At 56.9% G+C, this 19978-nt stretch carries 20 protein-coding genes and 1 tRNA gene; 10 read left to right on the top strand and 11 right to left on the bottom strand.

Annotated elements, in window-relative coordinates; translation table 11 throughout:
• Nucleotides 1-9 precede the first annotated feature (9 nt).
• Nucleotides 10-1146 carry an acyl-CoA dehydrogenase family protein gene (locus tag GGR91_RS01185; RefSeq protein ID WP_183939265.1) on the bottom strand — a complete coding sequence of 379 codons (1137 nt, stop codon included), beginning with the start codon at nucleotides 1144-1146 and terminating at the stop codon, nucleotides 10-12.
• A gap of 4 nt (nucleotides 1147-1150) precedes the next feature.
• Nucleotides 1151-2311 carry an acyl-CoA dehydrogenase family protein gene (locus GGR91_RS01180; protein WP_183941489.1) on the bottom strand — a complete coding sequence of 387 codons (1161 nt, stop codon included), beginning with the start codon at nucleotides 2309-2311 and terminating at the stop codon, nucleotides 1151-1153.
• Between the two features lie 212 nt (nucleotides 2312-2523).
• Between GGR91_RS01180 and GGR91_RS01175 the strand changes: the two genes are divergently transcribed.
• The 7 genes from GGR91_RS01175 to GGR91_RS01145 are packed head-to-tail and all read left to right on the top strand — an operon-like array spanning nucleotide 2524 to nucleotide 10207.
• A complete protein-coding gene (locus GGR91_RS01175) occupies nucleotides 2524-3927 on the top strand; it encodes an MFS transporter (protein ID WP_183939262.1) in 1404 nt (467 codons plus the stop codon).
• 45 nt (nucleotides 3928-3972) lie between these two features.
• Complete coding sequence (locus tag GGR91_RS01170) at nucleotides 3973-5256, top strand: acyl-CoA dehydrogenase family protein (RefSeq protein WP_183939260.1); 1284 nt, start codon at nucleotides 3973-3975, stop codon at nucleotides 5254-5256.
• Nucleotides 5253-6341 (top strand): Zn-dependent alcohol dehydrogenase, encoded by a 1089-nt coding sequence (locus tag GGR91_RS01165; protein WP_183939258.1) that lies wholly within the window; start codon nucleotides 5253-5255, stop codon nucleotides 6339-6341. The genes GGR91_RS01170 and GGR91_RS01165 overlap by 4 nt, the downstream gene beginning before the upstream one ends.
• Complete coding sequence (locus GGR91_RS01160) at nucleotides 6338-7420, top strand: phosphotransferase family protein (protein ID WP_183939256.1); 1083 nt, start codon at nucleotides 6338-6340, stop codon at nucleotides 7418-7420. Before GGR91_RS01165 ends, GGR91_RS01160 begins: the two co-directional genes overlap by 4 nt.
• 44 nt (nucleotides 7421-7464) lie before the next feature.
• The gene (locus GGR91_RS01155; protein WP_183939254.1) at nucleotides 7465-8226 is read left to right on the top strand and encodes an SDR family NAD(P)-dependent oxidoreductase; all 762 of its coding nucleotides are present in this window, start codon (nucleotides 7465-7467) and stop codon (nucleotides 8224-8226) included.
• Entirely contained in the window at nucleotides 8223-9020 is a 798-nt protein-coding gene (locus GGR91_RS01150; RefSeq protein WP_183939252.1) for an SDR family NAD(P)-dependent oxidoreductase, read from the top strand. The genes GGR91_RS01155 and GGR91_RS01150 overlap by 4 nt, the downstream gene beginning before the upstream one ends.
• Complete coding sequence (locus tag GGR91_RS01145; RefSeq protein ID WP_183939250.1) at nucleotides 9017-10207, top strand: serine hydrolase domain-containing protein; 1191 nt, start codon at nucleotides 9017-9019, stop codon at nucleotides 10205-10207. Before GGR91_RS01150 ends, GGR91_RS01145 begins: the two co-directional genes overlap by 4 nt.
• Nucleotides 10208-10364: 157 nt before the next feature.
• Here the strand turns inward: GGR91_RS01145 and GGR91_RS01140 are convergent, their stop codons facing one another.
• From GGR91_RS01140 to ispG, 3 genes are read right to left on the bottom strand one after another with little or no spacing between them, the layout of a single operon-like run.
• On the bottom strand, nucleotides 10365-11267 hold the full coding sequence (locus tag GGR91_RS01140) for a DMT family transporter (protein ID WP_183939248.1): 903 nt from the start codon (nucleotides 11265-11267) through the stop codon (nucleotides 10365-10367).
• A 2-nt stretch (nucleotides 11268-11269) separates the two neighbouring features.
• The gene (locus tag GGR91_RS01135; RefSeq protein ID WP_183939246.1) at nucleotides 11270-11755 is read right to left on the bottom strand and encodes a GNAT family N-acetyltransferase; all 486 of its coding nucleotides are present in this window, start codon (nucleotides 11753-11755) and stop codon (nucleotides 11270-11272) included.
• Nucleotides 11752-12891 carry a flavodoxin-dependent (E)-4-hydroxy-3-methylbut-2-enyl-diphosphate synthase gene (gene ispG / locus GGR91_RS01130; RefSeq protein WP_183939244.1) on the bottom strand — a complete coding sequence of 380 codons (1140 nt, stop codon included), beginning with the start codon at nucleotides 12889-12891 and terminating at the stop codon, nucleotides 11752-11754. The genes GGR91_RS01135 and ispG overlap by 4 nt, the downstream gene beginning before the upstream one ends.
• 105 nt (nucleotides 12892-12996) lie before the next feature.
• Here ispG and GGR91_RS01125 point away from each other — a divergent pair, with 105 nt between their 5' ends.
• Complete coding sequence (locus GGR91_RS01125) at nucleotides 12997-13833, top strand: S1/P1 nuclease (protein WP_183939242.1); 837 nt, start codon at nucleotides 12997-12999, stop codon at nucleotides 13831-13833.
• Nucleotides 13834-13836: 3 nt separating this feature from the next.
• Here GGR91_RS01125 and GGR91_RS01120 read toward each other — a convergent pair whose 3' ends face one another.
• From GGR91_RS01120 to GGR91_RS01100, 5 genes are all read right to left on the bottom strand, one after another.
• The gene (locus GGR91_RS01120) at nucleotides 13837-14097 is read right to left on the bottom strand and encodes a hypothetical protein (RefSeq protein ID WP_183939240.1); all 261 of its coding nucleotides are present in this window, start codon (nucleotides 14095-14097) and stop codon (nucleotides 13837-13839) included.
• Nucleotides 14098-14114: 17 nt separating this feature from the next.
• Nucleotides 14115-14453, bottom strand: coding sequence for a hypothetical protein (locus GGR91_RS01115; RefSeq protein WP_183939237.1), 339 nt, complete (start codon nucleotides 14451-14453; stop codon nucleotides 14115-14117).
• Nucleotide 14454: 1 nt separating this feature from the next.
• Nucleotides 14455-14655: a toxin-antitoxin system HicB family antitoxin gene (locus GGR91_RS01110; RefSeq protein ID WP_183939235.1), complete on the bottom strand. Its 201-nt coding sequence runs from the start codon at nucleotides 14653-14655 to the stop codon at nucleotides 14455-14457.
• 9 nt (nucleotides 14656-14664) lie between these two features.
• A complete protein-coding gene (locus tag GGR91_RS01105) occupies nucleotides 14665-15447 on the bottom strand; it encodes an SPFH domain-containing protein (RefSeq protein ID WP_407698397.1) in 783 nt (260 codons plus the stop codon).
• A gap of 231 nt (nucleotides 15448-15678) precedes the next feature.
• Nucleotides 15679-17757, bottom strand: coding sequence for a M3 family metallopeptidase (locus tag GGR91_RS01100; RefSeq protein ID WP_246336999.1), 2079 nt, complete (start codon nucleotides 17755-17757; stop codon nucleotides 15679-15681).
• Between the two features lie 257 nt (nucleotides 17758-18014).
• Here GGR91_RS01100 and GGR91_RS01095 point away from each other — a divergent pair, with 257 nt between their 5' ends.
• Complete coding sequence (locus GGR91_RS01095; RefSeq protein WP_183939234.1) at nucleotides 18015-18947, top strand: helix-turn-helix domain-containing protein; 933 nt, start codon at nucleotides 18015-18017, stop codon at nucleotides 18945-18947.
• Nucleotides 18948-18998: 51 nt separating this feature from the next.
• A tRNA-Val gene (locus GGR91_RS01090) sits at nucleotides 18999-19074 on the top strand.
• A gap of 201 nt (nucleotides 19075-19275) precedes the next feature.
• On the opposite strand, the gene GGR91_RS01085 is transcribed toward GGR91_RS01090, so the two are convergent.
• Entirely contained in the window at nucleotides 19276-19911 is a 636-nt protein-coding gene (locus GGR91_RS01085) for a TetR/AcrR family transcriptional regulator (RefSeq protein WP_183939232.1), read from the bottom strand.
• Nucleotides 19912-19978: the final 67 nt, after the last annotated feature.

The following is a 19978-nucleotide window of genomic DNA, read 5'->3' as shown; positions in this document are numbered from 1 at the left end:
GGTGTCCTTTTAATAACCGTTCATCGTCGCCACGCGGTCTGCGTGATAATATGCATCGCCGAAAAATTCATTCAGCCCGCGGTCGCGCTTCATATAAAGGCCGATGTCATATTCATCGGTCATGCCAATGCCGCCATGCATCTGCACGCCTTCGCGTACCGCAAGATTGCATGCGAGGCCTGCTTTCGCCTTGGCCGCCGCAACATATAGCTCTGCCTTGGCATGGCCTTCGTCCATTAACGATTGCGCCTTCAGCACAATCGAACGCGCGCCTTCCATTTCACCATAAAGATGCGCGGCGCGGTGCTGAAGCGCTTGGAACTCGCCGATGACGCGGTCGAACTGCTTGCGCGTTTTCAGATAATCGAACGTCATGTCCATGGCGCCGGTGCCAACGCCGACCATTTCGGCGGCCGCCCCAACGCGGCCCGCGTCCAGCATCTTGGAAAGCACCGCCCAGCCGCCGTCAACGTCACCAATGACAGCGTCGGCATTCACCTGAACGCCCTCCAGTTTCACATGCGCCGCCATGGCGGAATCGACCAAACGTGCCGCCTCCATCGACAGGCCCGCCGCATCCTTGTCGACCGCGAACAATGTCAGGCCATCGGTCTCTCCCACCGCGCCTGCGGTCCGTGCGGCGACGATCAGCATATCCGACGACGTGCCTTGCACAACAAATTGCTTGTGCCCGGTCAGTTTGAAGCCATTGCCACTGCGTTCGGCGACGCAAGCAATTTTTTCGGGCCGGTGCTTTACGCCTTCTTCAATCGCAATGCCGATAACCGTTTCGCCCGCCAAAATTCCGGGGAACCAGCGGTCACGCATCGCCTTGTCGGCTAGCTTCAACGCCTCGACAGCGGCAACCGATGTCGTCAGAAATGGCGAAGGTGACAGGTTGCGGCCAATTTCTTCCAGCACGATACCAGCCTCAATCTGGCCCATGCCCATGCCGCCTTCCGCCTCGGGAATGAGGATGCCGGTGAAACCCATTTCGGCAAACTGCTTCCACAGGCCATGGCTGAAACCATCCTTGCACCCCATGTCGCGAAATTTGCGGAAATGGGTGACGGGGGCTTCACTCGCCATGAAATCGCGCGCGCTTTCGCGCAGCATATTCTGGTCGTCGTTCAATGTCATCGCCATATTCTTAAGCTCCCGGCATTTCGAGGATACGTTTGGATACGACGTTCAGCATGACTTCGCTGGTGCCGCCTTCAATCGAGTTCGCCTTGGTCCGCAACCAATTGCGTGCCTTTGACCCGCCGTTGGAACGTTCGCTTTCCCATTCCAGCGCCTGCGTTCCGCCAATCGACATCACCAGTTCGTTGCGCTTTTTATTCAGCTCGGTCCCGACATATTTCATCAGGTTGGAATAAGCGGGATGCGCCTTGCCGGTTTTCCATTCGTCCATGAACCGTTCGCCATGCGCACGGAATGTCAGATTTTCGACGTCAAACAATGCCATTTGCGCGCGCAGCACGGGTTCTTCGGACAATACAGCCTTCATCGCCGCACCGATGGAGGTCACGCCGCCATCGCCGCCCATGCCCGAAATCATCTCGCGCTCATGCCCGAGCAGATATTTCGCAACATCCCATCCGCGGTTCAATTCGCCAACGATCTGATGCTTGGGGACCACGACATTGTCGAAGAAGGTTTCGCAGAAAGGCGAATTGCCCGAAATCAACTTGATGGGCTTGGTGGTAACGCCGGGCGTTTGCATGTCGAACAACAGGAAGCTGATGCCCTGATATTTGTTGGTCTTGTCGGTGCGCACGAGGCAGAAAATCCAGTCCGCCTTGTCCGCATAGGACGTCCAGATTTTCTGGCCATTGACGACCCAATGATCGCCCTTGTCTTCGCCAAAGGTCTGCATGGATACAAGGTCGCTGCCCGAGCCGGGTTCGGAATAGCCCTGACACCAGCGGATTTCGCCGCGCGCGATCTGGCCCATATAATGCACTTTTTGCTCTTCGGTGCCGAACTTTAACAGTGCGGGGCCAAGCATCCATATGCCAAAGCTGTTCAGCGGCGATCGGCAGCCAAGCTTTGCCATTTCCTGACGCAAGACTTTGGTTTCCTGCGGGCTAAGGCCTGCACCACCATAAGCTTTGGGCCAATCGGGCACGGTGTACCCCTTCGCCACGCAGCGTTCGAGCCAAAGCTTTTGCGCGTCGGATTGGAACACAAAATTGCGGCCGCCCCAGCAGACATCTTCGTCACCCTTTGCAGGCGTGCGCATTTCAGCTGGGCAGTTTTCCTCCAGCCAGGCGCGCGCTTCGGCGCGGAAAGTTTCAAGCTCGGACATCATGCTCTCCTGTTTTAATTGCGTGATGAATTTTTGGGCGGTCACGCGCAGAAACGCAAGCGCTTATCGGTGAGCGAAGCATGCCGTAACGTCATTTGCATCGCGATTGACAGGCCAAGAAGCAAGCCTAGCATGAAGGCAGGAAACAGGAGAGAAACAACGTGCGATTCGACGGAAACACTACCCTTTCGCGCAGCGTCATTTAACTTTCCATGGCCCAAGCAGTCCCACTTCCCCGATCGTTGAAGGTCATCCATGGTCTAGGCTCGGTAGCCTATGGCGTGAAGGACAATGGCTTTTCGGTTTTTCTGCTGATTTTTTATAATCAGGTGCTGGGCATTGACGCAGGGCTGGTCGGCACTGTCATTATGGCGGCGCTGATTTTCGATGCCTTTGCCGACCCGATCATTGGCGAGCTGTCCGACCGCACGCAAAGCAAATGGGGCCGCCGCCTTCCATGGTTATACAGCGCGGCGATTCCGCTCGGCATTATCTGGATGCTGCTGTGGCACCCGCCCGAAATGGGGCAGACCGGAACGATCATCTGGCTGTTCTGCACCGCGGTATTGGCGCGCACATTGGTTGCGATGTGCGAAGTGCCGTCGATCGCTTTGGTGCCGGAACTGACCGGCGATTATGACGAACGCACGCGATTGATGCGCTACCGTTTTCTGTTCGGTTGGGCGGGCGGCTTGCTGATGCTGATTTTCGCCTATGGCATATTTTTCACCGGCGAAAAGGGTGTGAGCGACCCCGATGGCTATGACTCGCTGTCCTTATGGGGCGCGTTGATGATGACCGGCGCGGTGCTGATTTCAGCATTGGGCCAGCACCGCCATGTGGCGAAGCAATCCCCGCCTGCCCCGCGCGGCGCAGGCCTTGGCCATGCGCTTGCCGAAGTTAAGGCAACCCTGTCCAACAAAGCCTTCCTCTGGCTGGTGTCGGCCGCTTTGTTTGCCCTTATCAATCAGGGCCTCACCTTTGCGCTCAGCAACTATCAGCTCGCCTTTCTGTGGCAGTTGCAGCAGATGGAAATGCTCTATTACGCACTTCTGCTGTTCGGCACGGTCATCGTCGCATTTTTCATTGTTCCGCCACTTTCTGCGCGCCTTGGCAAGAAAAACGCCGCTATCCTGCTGGCGCTGCTATCGCTCAGCTTCAACACCGCTTTGTACGCCAGTTGGCTGCTTGACCTTGTGCCCGGTGGGCCATCGGACCCGTCGGTCGCATTCATGTTTTCCTTCCTTATATTTTCCAACAGCACGGCTATCGGCATGATGATGCTGACATCGTCGATGATGGCCGATGTTGTGGAGGCATCGCAGGAAGAAACGGGACGCCGATCCGAAGGTCTGTTTTTTGCAGGCTATTTCTTTATGCAGAAATGCGCCGTTGGTATCGGCACCTTTGCCGCTGGCATGATATTGAGCTTTGCCGATTTTCCCCAAAACGCCGTGCCGGGCAATGTTGGCCCCGCTGTCCTTGATGGGCTTGCTCTATATTATATGGGCGTAGTGGCCGTCCTTGGAATTATAGGCGTTCTTATCCTGCGGCATTTCCCAATTTCACGCGAAAGTCATAATGAACGTTTGCGCGCCTTGAACACATCGGCATAGTCTGCCAGTTAAATATGCAATTACATATGGAAGAGGAATTGAGTCATGAATTTCGATCTCACCGACAAACAAACTTACTGGCGGGACCGCATTCGCGACCATAACGAACGCTTCCTGCGTCCGCGCGTTGCCGATTATTATGCTGAACAGGCCGTGGGTGACCGTTGGAAAGTGCTTCAGGTCGTTGAAGAGGAAAAGGCACGGGCGAAAGCCGCTGGTCTTTGGAACCTGTTCATGCCGCCAACGTCGGGCCGCGTGCATGTCGATGACAGCGTCCATTTCGACGGCCCCGGCCTGACCAACATGGAATATGCCCTATGCGCCGAAGAAATGGGCCGCATCGGTTTTGCATCCGAAGTGTACAACTGTTCCGCGCCGGACACCGGCAATATGGAAGTGTTCCTGCGGTACAGCACGGCAGAGCAAAAAGAAAAGTGGATGATCCCGCTGATGAACGGCGAAATCCGTTCGGCCTTTTTGATGACCGAGCCAGCCGTGGCGTCGTCAGATGCGACCAACATCGAAACATCGATTCGCCGTGAAGGCGACGAATATGTCCTGAATGGCGTCAAATGGTGGTCATCAGGTGCAGGCGATCCGCGCTGCAAAATCGCGATTGTCATGGGCAAGACCGATTTCGAAGCGAAGCGTCATGCGCAGCAATCAATGGTGCTGATGGAACTCGACGCGCCGGGCGTTAAAATCCTGCGTCACCTTCCCGTGTTCGGATATGACGATGCGCCGCATGGCCATATGGAAATCGAACTCAAGGATGTCCGCATTCCGGCATCGAACATGCTGCTGGGCGAAGGCCGCGGCTTCGAGATCGCGCAAGGGCGCCTTGGGCCTGGCCGTATTCACCACTGCATGCGCACCATCGGCACCGCTGAAGAAGCGCTGGAGAAAATGTGCAAGCGGCTTCAGTCGCGCGTTGCTTTCGGCAAGACCGTTGCCGAACATAGCGTGTGGGAAGAACGCATCGCCCGTGCGCGTATCGACATTGAAATGACGCGTCTGCTTTGCCTCAAGGCTGCGGACATGATGGACAAGGTCGGCAACAAGGCAGCGGCGGCGGAAATCGCGATGATCAAGGTGCAGGCACCGAACATGGCGCTCAGCATCATCGACAACGCCATTCAAGCCCATGGCGGCGGCGGCGTGTCCGACGATTTCGGTCTGGCGTCTGCATGGGCGCATCAGCGCACCTTGCGCCTCGCCGATGGTCCGGACGAAGTGCACGCACGTGCGATTGCCCGTATGGAATTGGGCAAGCATGGCGGCCGCGGCAAAGAAGGCATGTCGAGCGGTGACATGGGAGCAGCACGGTGAAGGCTGCCGTCCTGATCGAAGCGGGCAAACCGCTTCAGATTGAACAGATCAATATTTCGAACCCCGGGCCGCATGAGGTGCTTATCCGCACTGCGGCCTGCGGGCTTTGCCATAGCGATCTGCATTTCATTGAAGGCACATATCCGCACCCCCTGCCCGCGATTCCGGGTCATGAGGCGGCGGGTATTGTTGAGGCCGTGGGCAGCGAAGTGCGCACCGTTAAGGTGGGCGACGCCGTTGTCACCTGCCTGAGCGCATTCTGCGGCCATTGCGAATATTGCGTCTCTGGCCGGATGTCCTTGTGCCTTGGCGGCGACACGCGGCGCAAGCCCGGCGAAGCCCCACGCCTGACACGCCCCGACGGCAGCATCGTCAACCAGATGCTGAACCTGTCGGCTTATGCCGAAATGATGCTGGTGCATGAACATGCGTGCGTTGCGATTAACCCCGAAATGCCGCTTGATAAGGCATCGGTCATTGGCTGCGCTGTCACCACAGGCGCAGGCACCATTTTCAACGCATGCAAAGTGACGCCCGGTGAAACCATTGCAGTTATCGGCTGTGGCGGCGTTGGTCTTGCGACGATTAACGCGGCGAAAATTGCCGGTGCGGGCCGCATCATTGCGGCTGACCCTATGCCCGAAAAGCGGGCACTGGCGATGAAGCTGGGTGCAACCGATGTCATTGACCCAATGGATGCTGATGCAGCCAAGCAAATTCAGGAATTGACCAAGGGCGGCGTCGATCATGCGATTGAAGCTGTTGGTCGCCCCGCGTCGGGTGAACTTGCCGTCAAATCGCTCAAGCGCGGCGGGACTGCAACGATACTGGGCATGATGCCGCTGCAGCATTCGGTCGGTCTGTCGGCAATGGATTTGCTGTCGGGCAAAAAACTGCAAGGTGCGATCATGGGCGGCAACCGCTTCCCTGTTGATATTCCGCGCCTCGTCGATTTCTACATGCGCGGCATGCTCGATCTCGACAGCATCGTTTCGGAAACCATTCCGCTGGAACGTATCAATGAAGGCTTTGACCAAATGAAGCGCGGTGATGCGGCCCGTTCGGTTATCGTATTTGACCAATGACCGCAGCGCCGACACCCATTGATGCACAGACGGCCTTTACCGGTACCGTTGCACCAACCGGCACGGACATATTGGACGAAGCCAAGCTCGCCGAATGGATGACCGCCAATGTCGCCGGTTTTGAAGGCCCCGTGCAGGCGCTGAAGTTCGCCGGCGGGCAATCCAACCCGACATACCGGCTTAACGCCAAAAGTGGCTCATATGTGCTTCGCCGCAAGCCATTGGGTATATTGTTGCCCAGCGCGCATGCCGTGGACCGCGAATATAAAGTCATCGCCGGGCTTCATCCCACAGGCTTTCCCGTCGCCAAGCCCTATGGCCTGTGCACCGACGACAGCGTCATCGGCAGCTGGTTCTACATCATGGACATGGTCGAGGGCCGCACCATTTGGGACGGCGCGATGCCGGGGTCTAACCCGGCCGAGCGCACAGCAACCTATGAAGCGATGATCGACACGCTGGCCGCGTTGCACAATGTTGACGTCGACGCAGCCGGACTGTCCGATTTTGGCAAACCCGGCAATTATTTCGGACGTCAGGTCGACCGCTGGACAAAGCAATATCGACTGGCAGAAACCGAAGTCATGCCCGAAATGGAGCGGTTGATCGAATGGCTGCCCAAAACGCTGCCCGAACAAACACGCACCAGCGTCGTTCATGGTGACTACCGCATCGACAACATGATTTTCGATGCCAAGGATCCACATGTTGTCGCCGTGCTCGACTGGGAACTGTCGACGCTTGGCGATCCGTTGGCGGATTTCACGTATGTCGCAATGGCATGGGTCACGCATAATGAAGGGCGCTCCGGCGTCATGGATTTGGACCGCGCGGCACTCGGCATCCCTGAATTGGACGCGATGGTCGAACGTTATTGCGCGGCAACCAACCGCGACGGCGTGCCCGATATGAACTGGTATTTTGCCTATAACTTCTTCCGCTTGGCGGGGATTATTCAGGGCATCAAAAAACGCGTTATCGATGGCACCGCAAGTTCGTCCCATGCACAAGCGATGGCCGAACGTGTGTACCCGCTCGCGCAATCCGCATGGAAATTTGCGGAACAAGCCGGGGCGTAAAAATAAGATCCTCCCCATGAGCGGGAGGAACAGGAGAGAGATCAATGTCACTATTTGATATGACCGGTAAGGTCGCAATCATCACAGGTTCATCGCGTGGCATTGGTCAGGCGATTGCCGAGGAAATGGCCGATCACGGCGCAAAAGTGGCGATTTCCAGCCGGAATATCGATGATTGCGAAGCGGTCGCCGCGGGCATCAATGCCAAGCATCCGGGCGCCGCGATTGCCGTGGCCTCAAGCCTTTCGTCCAAAGAGTCGTTGCAAAACCTTGTCGATGAAACCCGCAAGGCATTTGGCAAAGTCGACGTTCTGGTCTGCAACGCGGCATCGAACCCGCATTACGGCCCAATGGCCACGATCACCGATGAACAGCTGCGCAAGACACTCGACCACAATATCGTGTCGCAGCATTGGTTGATCCAAATGGTTGCGCCCGAAATGATCGAACGCAAGGCCGGGTCCATCGTCATTGTGTCGTCGATCGGCGGCCTGCGCGGATCGCCGATATTGGGCGCTTATGCGATTACCAAGGCGGCGGATATCCAGATGACCAAAAATCTCGCCCGCGAGTTTGGCCCACATAATGTGCGCATTAACTCCATCGCTCCGGGTCTGGTGAAGACCGACTTTGCCAAGGCATTGTGGGAAAATCCCGAAAATTTGAAGGCGTCAACCTCTGGCGCAGCATTGGGCCGGATTGGCGAGCCGCGTGAGATTGCAGGCGCCGCCGTTTATCTCGCCTCCGATGCCTCAACCTTTATGACTGGGCAGACAATCGTTGTTGATGGGGGTGTAGTGGTATGACCGGCGCATTAGCAGGCAAAGTAGCCATCATCACGGGCGCAGGTTCCGGCATTGGCCGCGCATCGGCCATTCGCTTTGCCGCCGAAGGTGCAAAGGTCGTTTTGGGCGATATGGCCGCATCGGTGCATGACACTGCAGCGATGATTGGCGACGCCGCCACCGCCGTCCAGATGGACGCAGGCGATGAGGCGGATGTCGCCGCGATTGTCGCAAAGGCGATCGAACTGCACGGGCATCTGGATATCGCGTTTGCCAATGCGGGCATTTCCGGCGGCATGGAAGGTATCTTCGACAACACAGTCGAAAATTTCACCAGCGTCCTGCGCGTCAACCTCATCGGCCCTTGGCTGATGGTCAAGCATGCGGGCAAGGTCATGGCCGATGCAGGCAATGGCGGTTCGATCATCCTGACCGCAAGTGTCGCGGGCATTCGTTCGGGTGCGGGCGGCCCGCCTTATTCGGCGTCAAAAGCCGGCGTCATCAATCTGGCGCAAGTCAGCGCGCAACAATTGTCGGGCACCAATGTCCGCTGCAACGCCATTTGCCCCGGCCTGACCGAAACCGGCATGACCAAGCCGACATTCGATTATGCAAAGGAAAAGGGCGTGACCGACAAGATCGGCCGCCTCAACCCGCTGCGCCGCGGCGCGCAGCCAGAGGAGCTCGCCAATGTCGCCTTGTTCCTTGCGAGTGATCAGGCCAGCTACGTCAATGGTCAAGCGATTGCCGTCGACGGCGGCCTTTCCAGCTCGCACCCCGTAACCCGCCAATTAACAGGACAAACAGCCGTATGAACGCCGAAGAATTAGGTTTCCGTCCAGACCGGCTTGCCCGGATACCTGCATTCATTCAGACCGAATATCTCGACAGCGGCAAATTGCCGTTTGCGGCGCTGCTGGTCGGACGCGGTGATGATATTGCGCTTCAGTGGAATTCAGGCGTTGCCGACGACGCGATCTTCCGCATTGCATCGATGACCAAGCCCATCACCTCGGTCGCGTTCATGCAGCTGGTCGAACAGGGCAAGGTTGCGCTGACCGATCCGGTTTCCAAATATATTCCGGAATTTGCGAAATTGGGCGTATTTATGGGCGGCGGCGGCAACGTGCCGTTTATGACGCGCCCGCCAACGACCCAGATGCGCATCGTCGATCTGCTGCGCCACACGGCTGGTTTTACCTATAGCTTTCAGGAACAGGGCAATGTCGACGCGGCCTATCGCAAGACCGATGTGGAAAGCTGGACCAAAAATACATCGCAAAGCATGATCGACACGCTCGCGCAAATCCCGCTGGAATTCGACCCCGGTACGCAGTGGAATTATTCCGTCGCCACCGACATTGTCGGCATATTGGTCGAACGGATCAGCGGGTTATCACTGCCGGAATATTTCCAGACGCATATCTTTGCGCCGCTGGGCATGGCCGATACATTTTTCCAAGTGCCCGCTGATAAGGCATCGCGCATCCCCGACGGCTTTGGCTTTGACCCCGACACCAAAATGAAGCTGCTCGACAAGGCGGGATCCGAAAGTGCCTGGGCCAAGGGTTGGACTTTCAATTCCGGCGGCGGCGGCCTTGCGTCGAGCATATCCGACTATCACCGTTTTTGCCGGATGCTGCTGAATGGCGGCGCGCTTGATGGGGCACAAATCTTGAGCCCCAAAACGATAGAATTGATGACCGCCAACCATATTCCGGGCGGCCAAGACCTGACGCAAATGTCGAAGTCTTTGTTTAGCGAGGCCGATATGGCTGGCATTGGCTTTGGCCTTGGCTTTGCCACGACCATCGACAGCGCCGCGACACTTGCGCCATGTTCCAACGGCGATTTTTATTGGGGCGGCATGTATTCCACCGCCTTTTTCATCGATCCGGTGGAAGACATCATCATGATTTTCATGACGCAATTGCTGCCATCGACCACCTATCCGGTGCGCCGCGAAATCAAAACGATGATCTATTCGGCGCTGACGGCGTAAGCAGCGCCGTTCGTCAAATCCACGTCATGCTGAACTTGGTTCAGCATCCATCGTGCCACGCGGGCCGAAGGGTCTAGAGGCCAAATAGACCCTGAAACAAGTTCAGGGTGACGACGTTGTGGGTGGGCAAAAGAAACGTTCGGAGCGAACCGACCCCCTAAACCGTCGCAACCTCCACCTGATTAACCGGAACGGGTTTGGCCCGCGCCGCAATCAGGCTTCCGCCCACGATCAAGGCCGTGCCCAAAAGCACAGGCAAAGTGACGGGTTCGGCGAAAAACAGCCAGCCGAAAAACGCTGCCCAGACAAAGGCGGTATATTCGACCGGAATCAAAATCTGCGCCTCCGCACGTGCATAAGCCCAGCTTAATAGGAGCAGCGAGATAACCGCCAGCGCAGCAGATGCGCCGACCATTGGGGCATCAAACATGCCGATGGGCTGCAAAAACCATGGCGCAGCAAGGCCAAGCGTTAACGCCACAAACAGATTCTGGAAAAAGGCGATTTCGATTGGGCCAGCGACCTGCGCCTGCTGCCGCGCGAGGATGAGGTTATAGGCAAACACCACCGCCGAAAACAAAACCGCAGCAGCGCCCCAGATATGGTCCATCGTATACTGTCCGCTCAACCGGCCCGCCATGATGATGGCAACGCCGCCCAAGCCCGCCAGCGACGCCCAAATCGCCTCTTTACCAATGGTTTCTTTCAACATCACGGCGGCAAGATACAGCGCAATGACGGGCGCGATGAAGCTCAGGCCAATGGCTTCGGCCAAGGGCAATTTCGTGAGCGACCAGAAAAAGCTGACCGCCATCACCGCGACAACGATGCTGCGCCACAAATGGATTTTCAGCAGATGTAGCGGCGGCCATTTCTGCCGCGTGCCAACGAACAAAACGCCCATCAACAATGCGCCAACGCAGTTGCGCCACATCACCGCATTATACGCGCCGATGGAGAGCGCCAGATCCTTCATCGCCGCGTCCATCAGCGAAAATGTACCGACACCAGCCGCGGCCACCATGAATGGGATAAAGGGGCGCGGGTGCAATTCAGACATGGCTAAATGCTATGCGCCGCAAGGCCAGTCAGGGCATCGCCATCGACCCGGTACACCGTCCATTCGTCCATCGGACGTGCGCCAAGCGCCTTGTAAAAATCAATCGCGGGCGTATTCCAATCGAGCACGGACCATTCGAGCCGCGCACAATCGCGCTCCACCGCCAGCGCCGCAAGCTTACCCAGCAATGCCTTGCCAAGGCCAGACCCACGCGCGTCGGGCCGGACGAACAGATCCTCCAGATAAATCCCCGGACGCCCTTCAAAGGTAGAAAAATTGTGGAAGAACAAGGCAAAACCCTGCGGCGTTCCGTCAATCTCGCCAATCAACACCTCGGCATAAGGGCGCGGCCCAAACAGCTTTTGCGCCATCACCGCTTCATCAAAACGCACTTCATGGGCAAGCTTTTCATATTCCGCGAGGTCGCGGATGAACTGGCCGATCAGTGAAATGTCGGCGGGGGTGGCGGGACGGATGGAGAGGCTCAAGCCGCTTTCCCGTGCAGCGTATCCATGCTGACGCTGGTGCCGGCGTCGATTTCGGCGGCTTTGGCTTCGACCAATTTGACGATGTGGCTGACCATGTCGTCATTTTCGACATGGTGATCGGTCACGCCCGACAGATAGACCATATGCTTGCCATTGCCGCCGCCGGTGATGCCAATATCGGTTTCGCGCGCTTCGCCGGGGCCGTTGACGACGCAGCCAAGCACGGAGAGTGACATGGGCGTCTTGATATGGCTCAGCGCGTCTTCCAGCTTTTGTACGGTGCGGATAACGTCGAAACCTTGGCGGGCACAGCTGGGGCAGCTGACCACGCGGACACCGCGGGTGCGCAGGCCCAATGCTTTGAGGATTTCATAGCCGACACGAACTTCCTCTTCGGGTTCCGCAGACAGGCTGACGCGGATGGTATCGCCAATTCCGGCCCAGAGCATATTGCCCATGCCGATGGATGATTTGACGGTGCCGCCAATCAACCCGCCCGCTTCGGTAATCCCCAGATGCAGCGGGCAATCAACCGCCTCGGCCAGTCCCATATAGGCCGCAACCGCAAGGAACACGTCGGACGCTTTGACCGCGACCTTATATTCGTGGAAATCATGGTCCTGCAGCAGCTTGATATGGTCCAGCGCGCTTTCGATCAGCGCTTCCGGGCAAGGCTCGCCATATTTTTCGAGCAAGTCTTTTTCCAGAGACCCAGCGTTCACACCAATACGGATGGCGCAGCCATTGGCCTTGGCGGCGTTGACGACCTCTTTCACGCGCTCGGACGAGCCGATATTGCCCGGGTTAATGCGCAGGCAAGCGGCACCAGCGTCCGCCGCCTCAAGCGCGCGTTTATAATGGAAATGAATGTCGGCCACGATGGGCACATTGGCGGCGCGCACGATCTGTTTCAGCGCTGCGGTGCTTTCGACATCAGGGCAGGACACGCGAATGATATCGACCCCTGCATCTTCGCAGCGGCGGATTTGGGCGATGGTCGCGGCGGCATCGCTGGTCAGCGTGTTGGTCATCGTTTGCACCGCAATCGGGGCATTTCCACCAACAGGGACATTACCCACCATGATTTGGCGGGACTGACGACGCGCGATATCGCGCCAAGGGCGAATGGAAGACATTTGGGGGATATAGGCGGCTTGGAATATTCCCGCAATCATCATCCTATGCGTACGACACGCGATTGCCGCTTTGATTTACACGCCGTTACAAACTATGGCGCGCGCATGAAACGCTTGCTTATCTCTCTTCTCGTCCTTTTCGCACCGCTTGCCCCTGTTCAGGCCTATTGGGAATATGGACATGAGACCGTGGCGCACATTGCGCAGGCCAATATGTCATCCAATGCGCGCGCCAATATGCAACGTCTGTTGCGTGCAGCGCCGATGCTCGGCACGCCCAAATGCACAATGCGCAATATCGGCGATGTCAGCGTCTGGGCCGATTGCATCAAGGGCGATCGTGCGCGCTGGGGCTACACCAACAGCTGGCATTATCAGAATGTCGATATTTGCAAGCCGTTCGATCTGAACAGCGCGTGCGCCGACGGAAACTGCGTGTCTGCGCAAATCGACCGTAACTTTGCGTTACTGTCGAACAAGGCGCTGCCTGCGCATCTCCGTTTGCAGGCGCTGGCTTTTCTCGTGCATTTTGTGGGTGACATTCACCAGCCATTGCACGCCGGTGACCGTGCGGACCGCGGCGGCAATGACCTAAAGGTCATATATGGCAATATGCGGGGATATAATTTGCATATGGTGTGGGATGGCTTGCTCGCCGACCGCGCGCTTTCTGCCGCACCGGCGATTGTGCGCGCGTTTTCGCCCGCGGAGAAAGCCGCTGTCAAACAGGGCAATGCGCGCCTGTGGAGCGAAGAAAATTGGGCAATATCGAAAGAGATTGCCTATCCCCGCGCGGTCGATGGCGATCCATGTGGCGCAAAGCCAACCGCGCCTGTGGTGATTGATGAAGCCGACATCGCTGCGTCACGCGCCGCATTACGCCAACAGGTCGAACGCGGCGGGATCAGGCTCGCGCGCTTGTTGGACCAAGCCTTGCGTTAAGCGTTAAAGCCCGCGCCATTTCCAGCCGCCTTCGGTGTGGTTGCGGACGATGATGGTGAAAATGCCGGTAATGATCAACATGAGCGCGACCGTGACAAATGTGGGTATCGCTTGATCATTGTCCGCGAGCAGCCCCAAGCCAGTCATCGCCAAAATATAAAAGCCGAGCACGGCCCATCCCTGCCACTTGAACGGCAGGCCAGCGCCATAACCGAAACGTTTCGCACGGAACCAAGGGCCCTTTTCCAGAAACAGATGTAGCATATTACGCTCCTCCGTATTCAACGCCGCTTCCGCTTATCGGAGCGGTCAATATCACGCTTTATTTGCAATAGACTATCTACGTCGACAATCTCGCTACGTGCTCTCATGTAGCGAAACATAGCCAGCGCCCAGACGCCAGTTACAAGCAGAAACGGCAATGTCAGAAACAGCAGAATGCTGCGGTCGTCCCATCCCGCTTCATCCGCAACTATCGTCGCCCAGACAAAAACGCCCGTCGCGCAGAATAATGCGAGCATCCAAACGGCAAAGGCCCGCCAGCCCGCAGCGTTACGCGGAGATATTTTAACGCCTGATCCCGACTTATAATATACAAAGGGTTTTTCTTCATCACGCATTTCAAATCTCCTTTGGCGGTCGTCCGCGTTTTGGCGTTTCGCTCACGCCAACCTTCACCCCACGCTTGGCCAGTGCCTCACGCAGCAATACCTCAATTTCGGCATTCGCGCTCCGGAAATCCGCGGCTGCGCACCGCTCGACCGCAACAAAAAGTGCTGGATCGAGACGGAGCGGGAAAGCCTTTTTGGACGGAGCGGACACGCAGCTGGCCTAGCTGTACAATGTGCCGGTGTTGACCACAGGTTGCGTATCGCGCTCACCACATAGAACGACCATGAGGTTTGACACCATGGCGGCGCGGCGTTCGTCGTCCAACTCAACGACATTTTTCGCCGATAGCATCTCAAGCGCCATTTCGACCATGCCGACCGCGCCCTCAACCAAGGTCTTGCGCGCGGCGACCACTGCCTCGGCTTGTTGACGACGCAGCATGGCGCCAGCGATTTCCTGTGCATAGGCCAAATGGGTGAAGCCACATTCGTCAACGGTGATGCCTGCAACGCGCAAGCGCTCCATCAACTCCAGACGCAATTCGCCGCCGACTTGATCATGATTACCGCGCAGCGTCACTTCCTGATGCGTGAAGTCATCATATGGGTAGCGTGCGCCAATGGTGCGGACCGCTGCCTCAATCTGGGCGAGCACGAACGCCTTATAATCATCCACATCGAACAACGCTTGCGCAGTGTCCGTCACGCGCCACACAACCTGCGCCGCCATCTCAATGGGGTTACCGCGCAAGTCGTTTACTTTAATCTTTTCCGAAATCAGGTTGTTCGCACGCAGCGATATCTTGGCCTTGCCTATCCAAGGCCAAGTCCAGCGCAAGCCTTCGCTCCGGTCCGTGCCCTTATACGCGCCGAACAATGTCAACGCGACACCCTGATTGGGCTGAAGCATGTAAAAGCCGCTAGACACGAAAAGGAAAACGGCGATGCTTAGCCCCATGCCAAGGAAATCCGCATCCGGCGCGCCGGGTATCACACTCGACATCGCCCAACCAAACCAAAGCACGCTCCCTAGAAGAACAAGCAGCATCACATAGCCATTGAAGCTGCGTGCGCCGACTTCGCGGCTCGCAGTCAGATTGTTTGCAGAATCATTGGTCATCATAATCTCCTCAGAATCATGATATCATATTTATATCGTTTTTGGAAAACTACAACAAAAAAGGGCTGCGCAGATTTTCGCCTGCGCAGCCCCGTTTTGGTTTGATAAAAAGCGTTATTCGCCGGTCGGGAAACCGCGCTTTTTCATGATATATTTCACATCAGGATCGCGACCACGAAATGCGCGATAGGCTTCGATCCGGTCGGTTTCATTGCCCGTTGCCAGCAACATCGACCGGAACCGCTCCGCGGTTTCCTTGTCCCACACATCGCCTTTTTCCGTGAAGGCCGCCCATGTGTCGGCGTCCATCGTTTCGGACCAAAGATAGCTGTAATAACCCGCCGAATAGCCATCATCGGCAAACAGGTGGTTAAACTGCGGCAGGCGATGGCGCATCGCCATTTCCTTGGGCATGCCGATTTCGGCCAGCGTATCGCGTTCAAATGCGCGCGGGTCGGTTACGGGTTCGCTGCGGTTATGCAGTTTCATATCCAAAATGGCGCTCGACAGATATTCTACGGTCGAAAAGCCTTGGTTGAACGTATCACTCGCGCGGATCTTTTCGACCAAGGCTGCCGGGATCGGCTCACCTGTTTTATAATGCTTGGCATAGGTGTTGAGCACATAAGGCGTGAGCAACCAGTTTTCGTTCACTTGGCTTGGATATTCCACAAAGTCGCGCGGCGTGCCGCCAAGGCCCGGCCATGTGATGTCGTAGTTCAGATAATGAATGGCGTGACCGAATTCGTGGAACAATGTCGACGCGTCATCGATGCTGATCAGCGTTGGCACGCCATCGGCGCCGGGCACGAAGTTGTTATTGTTCGACGCAAGCACGATGTCATTCTTGCCGCCCAATTTATGCTGGCTGCGATAGGTGGTCATCCACGCGCCCGAACGCTTGCCGGCGCGCGCGAAGTTGTCGAGGTAGAACAGCCCAACGACCTTGCCATCGCGCTTAACCTCAAATGTCCGCACCTTGGGTTCGAACACAGGGACTGTGCCCGTGTTTTCGGTGAACGTCAGACCATATAACTTGCCCGCAGCATCGAACATGGCGGCGACCATATTATCCAACTGGAAATAGGGTTTAATGGCTTCTTGATCGAGGTCACATTTCGCCTTGCGCACCTTTTCGGCGTAGAAGCGATAATCCCATGGTTCGATTATGATGTTGTCGGCATTGGCGATGGCCTGCATGTCGGCCACTTCTTCTTTGACGCGGGCAACTGCAGCGGGCCAGACCTTCATCATCAGGTCCATCGCCTTGTTCGGATCCTTCGCCATCGTGTCGGCCATGCGGTAATGGGCATGGGTCGGGAAGCCCAGGATTTCGGCACGCTGCTGACGCAGTTTCAATATTTCCGCGATGGTCGCGTTGGTGTCGTTCGCATTCTGGTTATCACCGCGCATCGTGAACGCGCGCCAGACCTTTTCACGCAAATCGCGCCGCGTTGAATTTTCAAGGAACGGTTGAACGGCAGAACGGGTGTTCACGACGGCCCAGCCAGTTTGGCCCTTTGCCTTGGCCGCAGCCTGAATCGCCGCGACATAGCTTTCGGGCAATCCGGCAAGGTCCGCCGCGTCGGTTATGAGGATGAAGGTTTCTTCATCCGCCAGAACCTTTTCAGAGAAAGCCGAGAATTTCTTGGAAAGATCGGTCTCTATGCTGATGACCTGCGCCTTCTTGCCCGCGTCAAGCATCGCGCCATTGCGGACAAGGCCATCATAGGTCCGTTCCAACAACCGCGTCTGTTTGGCATCTAGGCCAAGATTCGCGCGCTGATCGTACAGATATTTGACGCGCTGAAAATAACGGGCATCAAGCGCGAGTTCGGAGAAGAACGCGCTAACCTTTGGTTCCCATTCCGCCTGAATTTTGCGGACTTCAGGGTTCGACAGGTTCGATGAATGCACACCCCAGATCGAAAACAACCGGCCGATTTTTTCGCCGGACAGTTCGCTGGCGGTAATGGTGTTGTCGAACGTGATGGCTTCGGGCTTTGCGAGCATCGCTTCAAATTCAGCTTTTGATGCCTGCATCGCGGCTTGAAACGCGGCCGGGAATTCCGCGACTTTAACCTTGTCCCATGGCGGCACGCCTTCATATGGCCCGGTCCATTCTTGAAGCAACGCGGGTTCGCTGGCCATGTGGCTGGACTTCATTTCTTTCGCTTCTGCAACCGCCGTCATCGCAACTCCTGACATTAAAAGCGCCGCTGCGCTCACCATGATCTTTCGCGTTTTCACCTAAATATGCTCCTCTGCATTTTGTGGCCCGTATGCCCAGGCTCCATGAACAGGGGACTAGCGCATCGGGCACGCCTTGCAAACAACCAGTAGGCCAAAACTGATTCCTCCGAAACGGAGAGAAATTTTACATCGCAGGGGCCGTAATTATCGTGTGTTCGCCACATGAAACGCCTATTCTGGGTGCAGGGAGAATGAATATGAAAGAATGCCCGTCCCCTTTTGGTTCCAGCATCAATGGCCGCACGGCCATGATTGTAGGCGGCACGGCTCAGCGCATCGCTGATCTCAATCGACTATTGTCCGTAACCGGCTACACCGCGCTTGCCATGGATGATGCACAACGCGCGGATTTCCTTTTGGTCGACTTTTCCTCCGAAACGGACATACCCACGGATTTCCTGTTACGCATATCCCAGTATCTCCAGACTCATCGGAGCACTGCGTTGGTGTGGACCAAAATGGGAGGGCTCGAGGACGCTTATGCAGCGCTTCCGCAAGGCCAGTGCCATTTCCTAGTCGACGCCGACGACATCGAGGCGATGCCGATTTTAGCGGGGGCGTTTGGACGGGGCGATATGGACCGACTGCATGACAGGAACCGTGACGTCTCATTCGAATCGCTGCACCGAATCAGCGACGAGCTGGCAGAATTTGCCCGAACCCTTGCCCGCATGGCCGATTCGGAACGCAAAGACGGGGTGTCCGACAAACCTATTCCCTTTCGGCAGGCGCCATTGGGTGGGTTTCAGGAGTTTCCATCCACCGATCCCGAACGCGCGGACGCGATAGACGCTCAAACCCTGCGCGAGATCATCAAACTGCGCCGTATGCGGGACCGTTTTTTTCCACCTGATCTTTTTGCTGACCCGGCCTGGGATATCTTGCTAGACCTAAAGGCTGCCGGGCAAGAAGGCCAGCATGTGTCGGTTTCTAGCCTGTGTATCGCCGCTGCGGTTCCGCCGACGACTGCCTTGCGGTGGACCACAGCAATGACCGAAAGCGGTATGCTCGTCCGGCGTCAGGATCCTGCCGATGCGCGGCGGGTTTTCATTGCACTGTCGGACGAAACATCCGCCAAGCTTGATGATTATTTCGTCGCAATCGGCATCCGTTCCGCTCCGATCATCTGATTAGGCTTGCAAAACGCAAAACGCTTTGGCAAAGGCGCGCTTCCCGTAGTGGGGCGCTTAGCTCAGTTGGTAGAGCATCTCGTTTACACCGAGAGGGTCAGCGGTTCGAGCCCGTTAGCGCCCACCATGGTTTTCAATGGCTTACATGCCGTTGCTCGTGCAAAGCGCGGTATCTTTTGATTTCCAGCAACCACATAGCAATCACCGGGCAACGCTGGGTTGCGCATTAGACCAACCCTATTTGATCTCGGGAGTGCGGCACGCGACCAAGAACGCGTACGTCTCGTTATAAAGCGCTTGCGGTCGAGTGGGGTCCTTTGCGTCGCCGTTAGCCGGGAACACGGGCGGGCGGTTTAGGGGCCGCCAGAGCAGCGGCACGCGCTGCATCGATCCCCAAACCCGTGATGCCAAGCACGATCATGTCACCGATACGGCGCTGGGCACTCTCCGGGTCTGGCCTCCGCTCGACGAGGTTGAGCATAAGGATCTGGCACAAGCCAAGCCAGAAGAGCACGCCGCCGTCCCGCGCTTCGGAGCGCAAGAGGCCGGCGGCGCAAGCAGCATTAATGTCCTCAACGAGGCCCTTGTTGAGGGGGTGCGTGCGCGCGGTAAAGCTGCCATGGCTCCGCAGCAATACTAAGGTACGTTTAGGATCACTCAGCGCAAAGGCCGCGCAGACGCGCATACCTGTGGCAATGCGTTCAATCGGATCGATAACCCCAGCATTGGCGCGCGTGACCTGCTCCTCGACCTGCAGCCGCACTTCTGCGGCAATGGCTTCGGCAAAGGCCTGCTTGTCCGTGAAGTGATTGAAGAAGCTTCCCTTTGCGACGCCGGCGCGCGCTACAACCTCGTCAATCGGGATGCCATCGATGGGTTTGGCGGAGAGCAGATCGAAGCCAGCCGAAATCAAAGCTGCTCGGGTGCGTGCTGCGCGGGGGGAGAGTTCCGGGTGAGATGCCATAACGCGTTTTACTTGACTATATAGTCAAATGCAATTTATTTGACCAAATAGTCAAGTAAGAATCGGG

The sequence above is a fragment of the Sphingorhabdus rigui genome, assembly GCF_014196595.1.
In the GTDB taxonomy this organism is placed as follows: domain Bacteria; phylum Pseudomonadota; class Alphaproteobacteria; order Sphingomonadales; family Sphingomonadaceae; genus Sphingorhabdus_B; species Sphingorhabdus_B rigui.
This window is presented reverse-complemented; position numbering and strand designations above follow the sequence as displayed.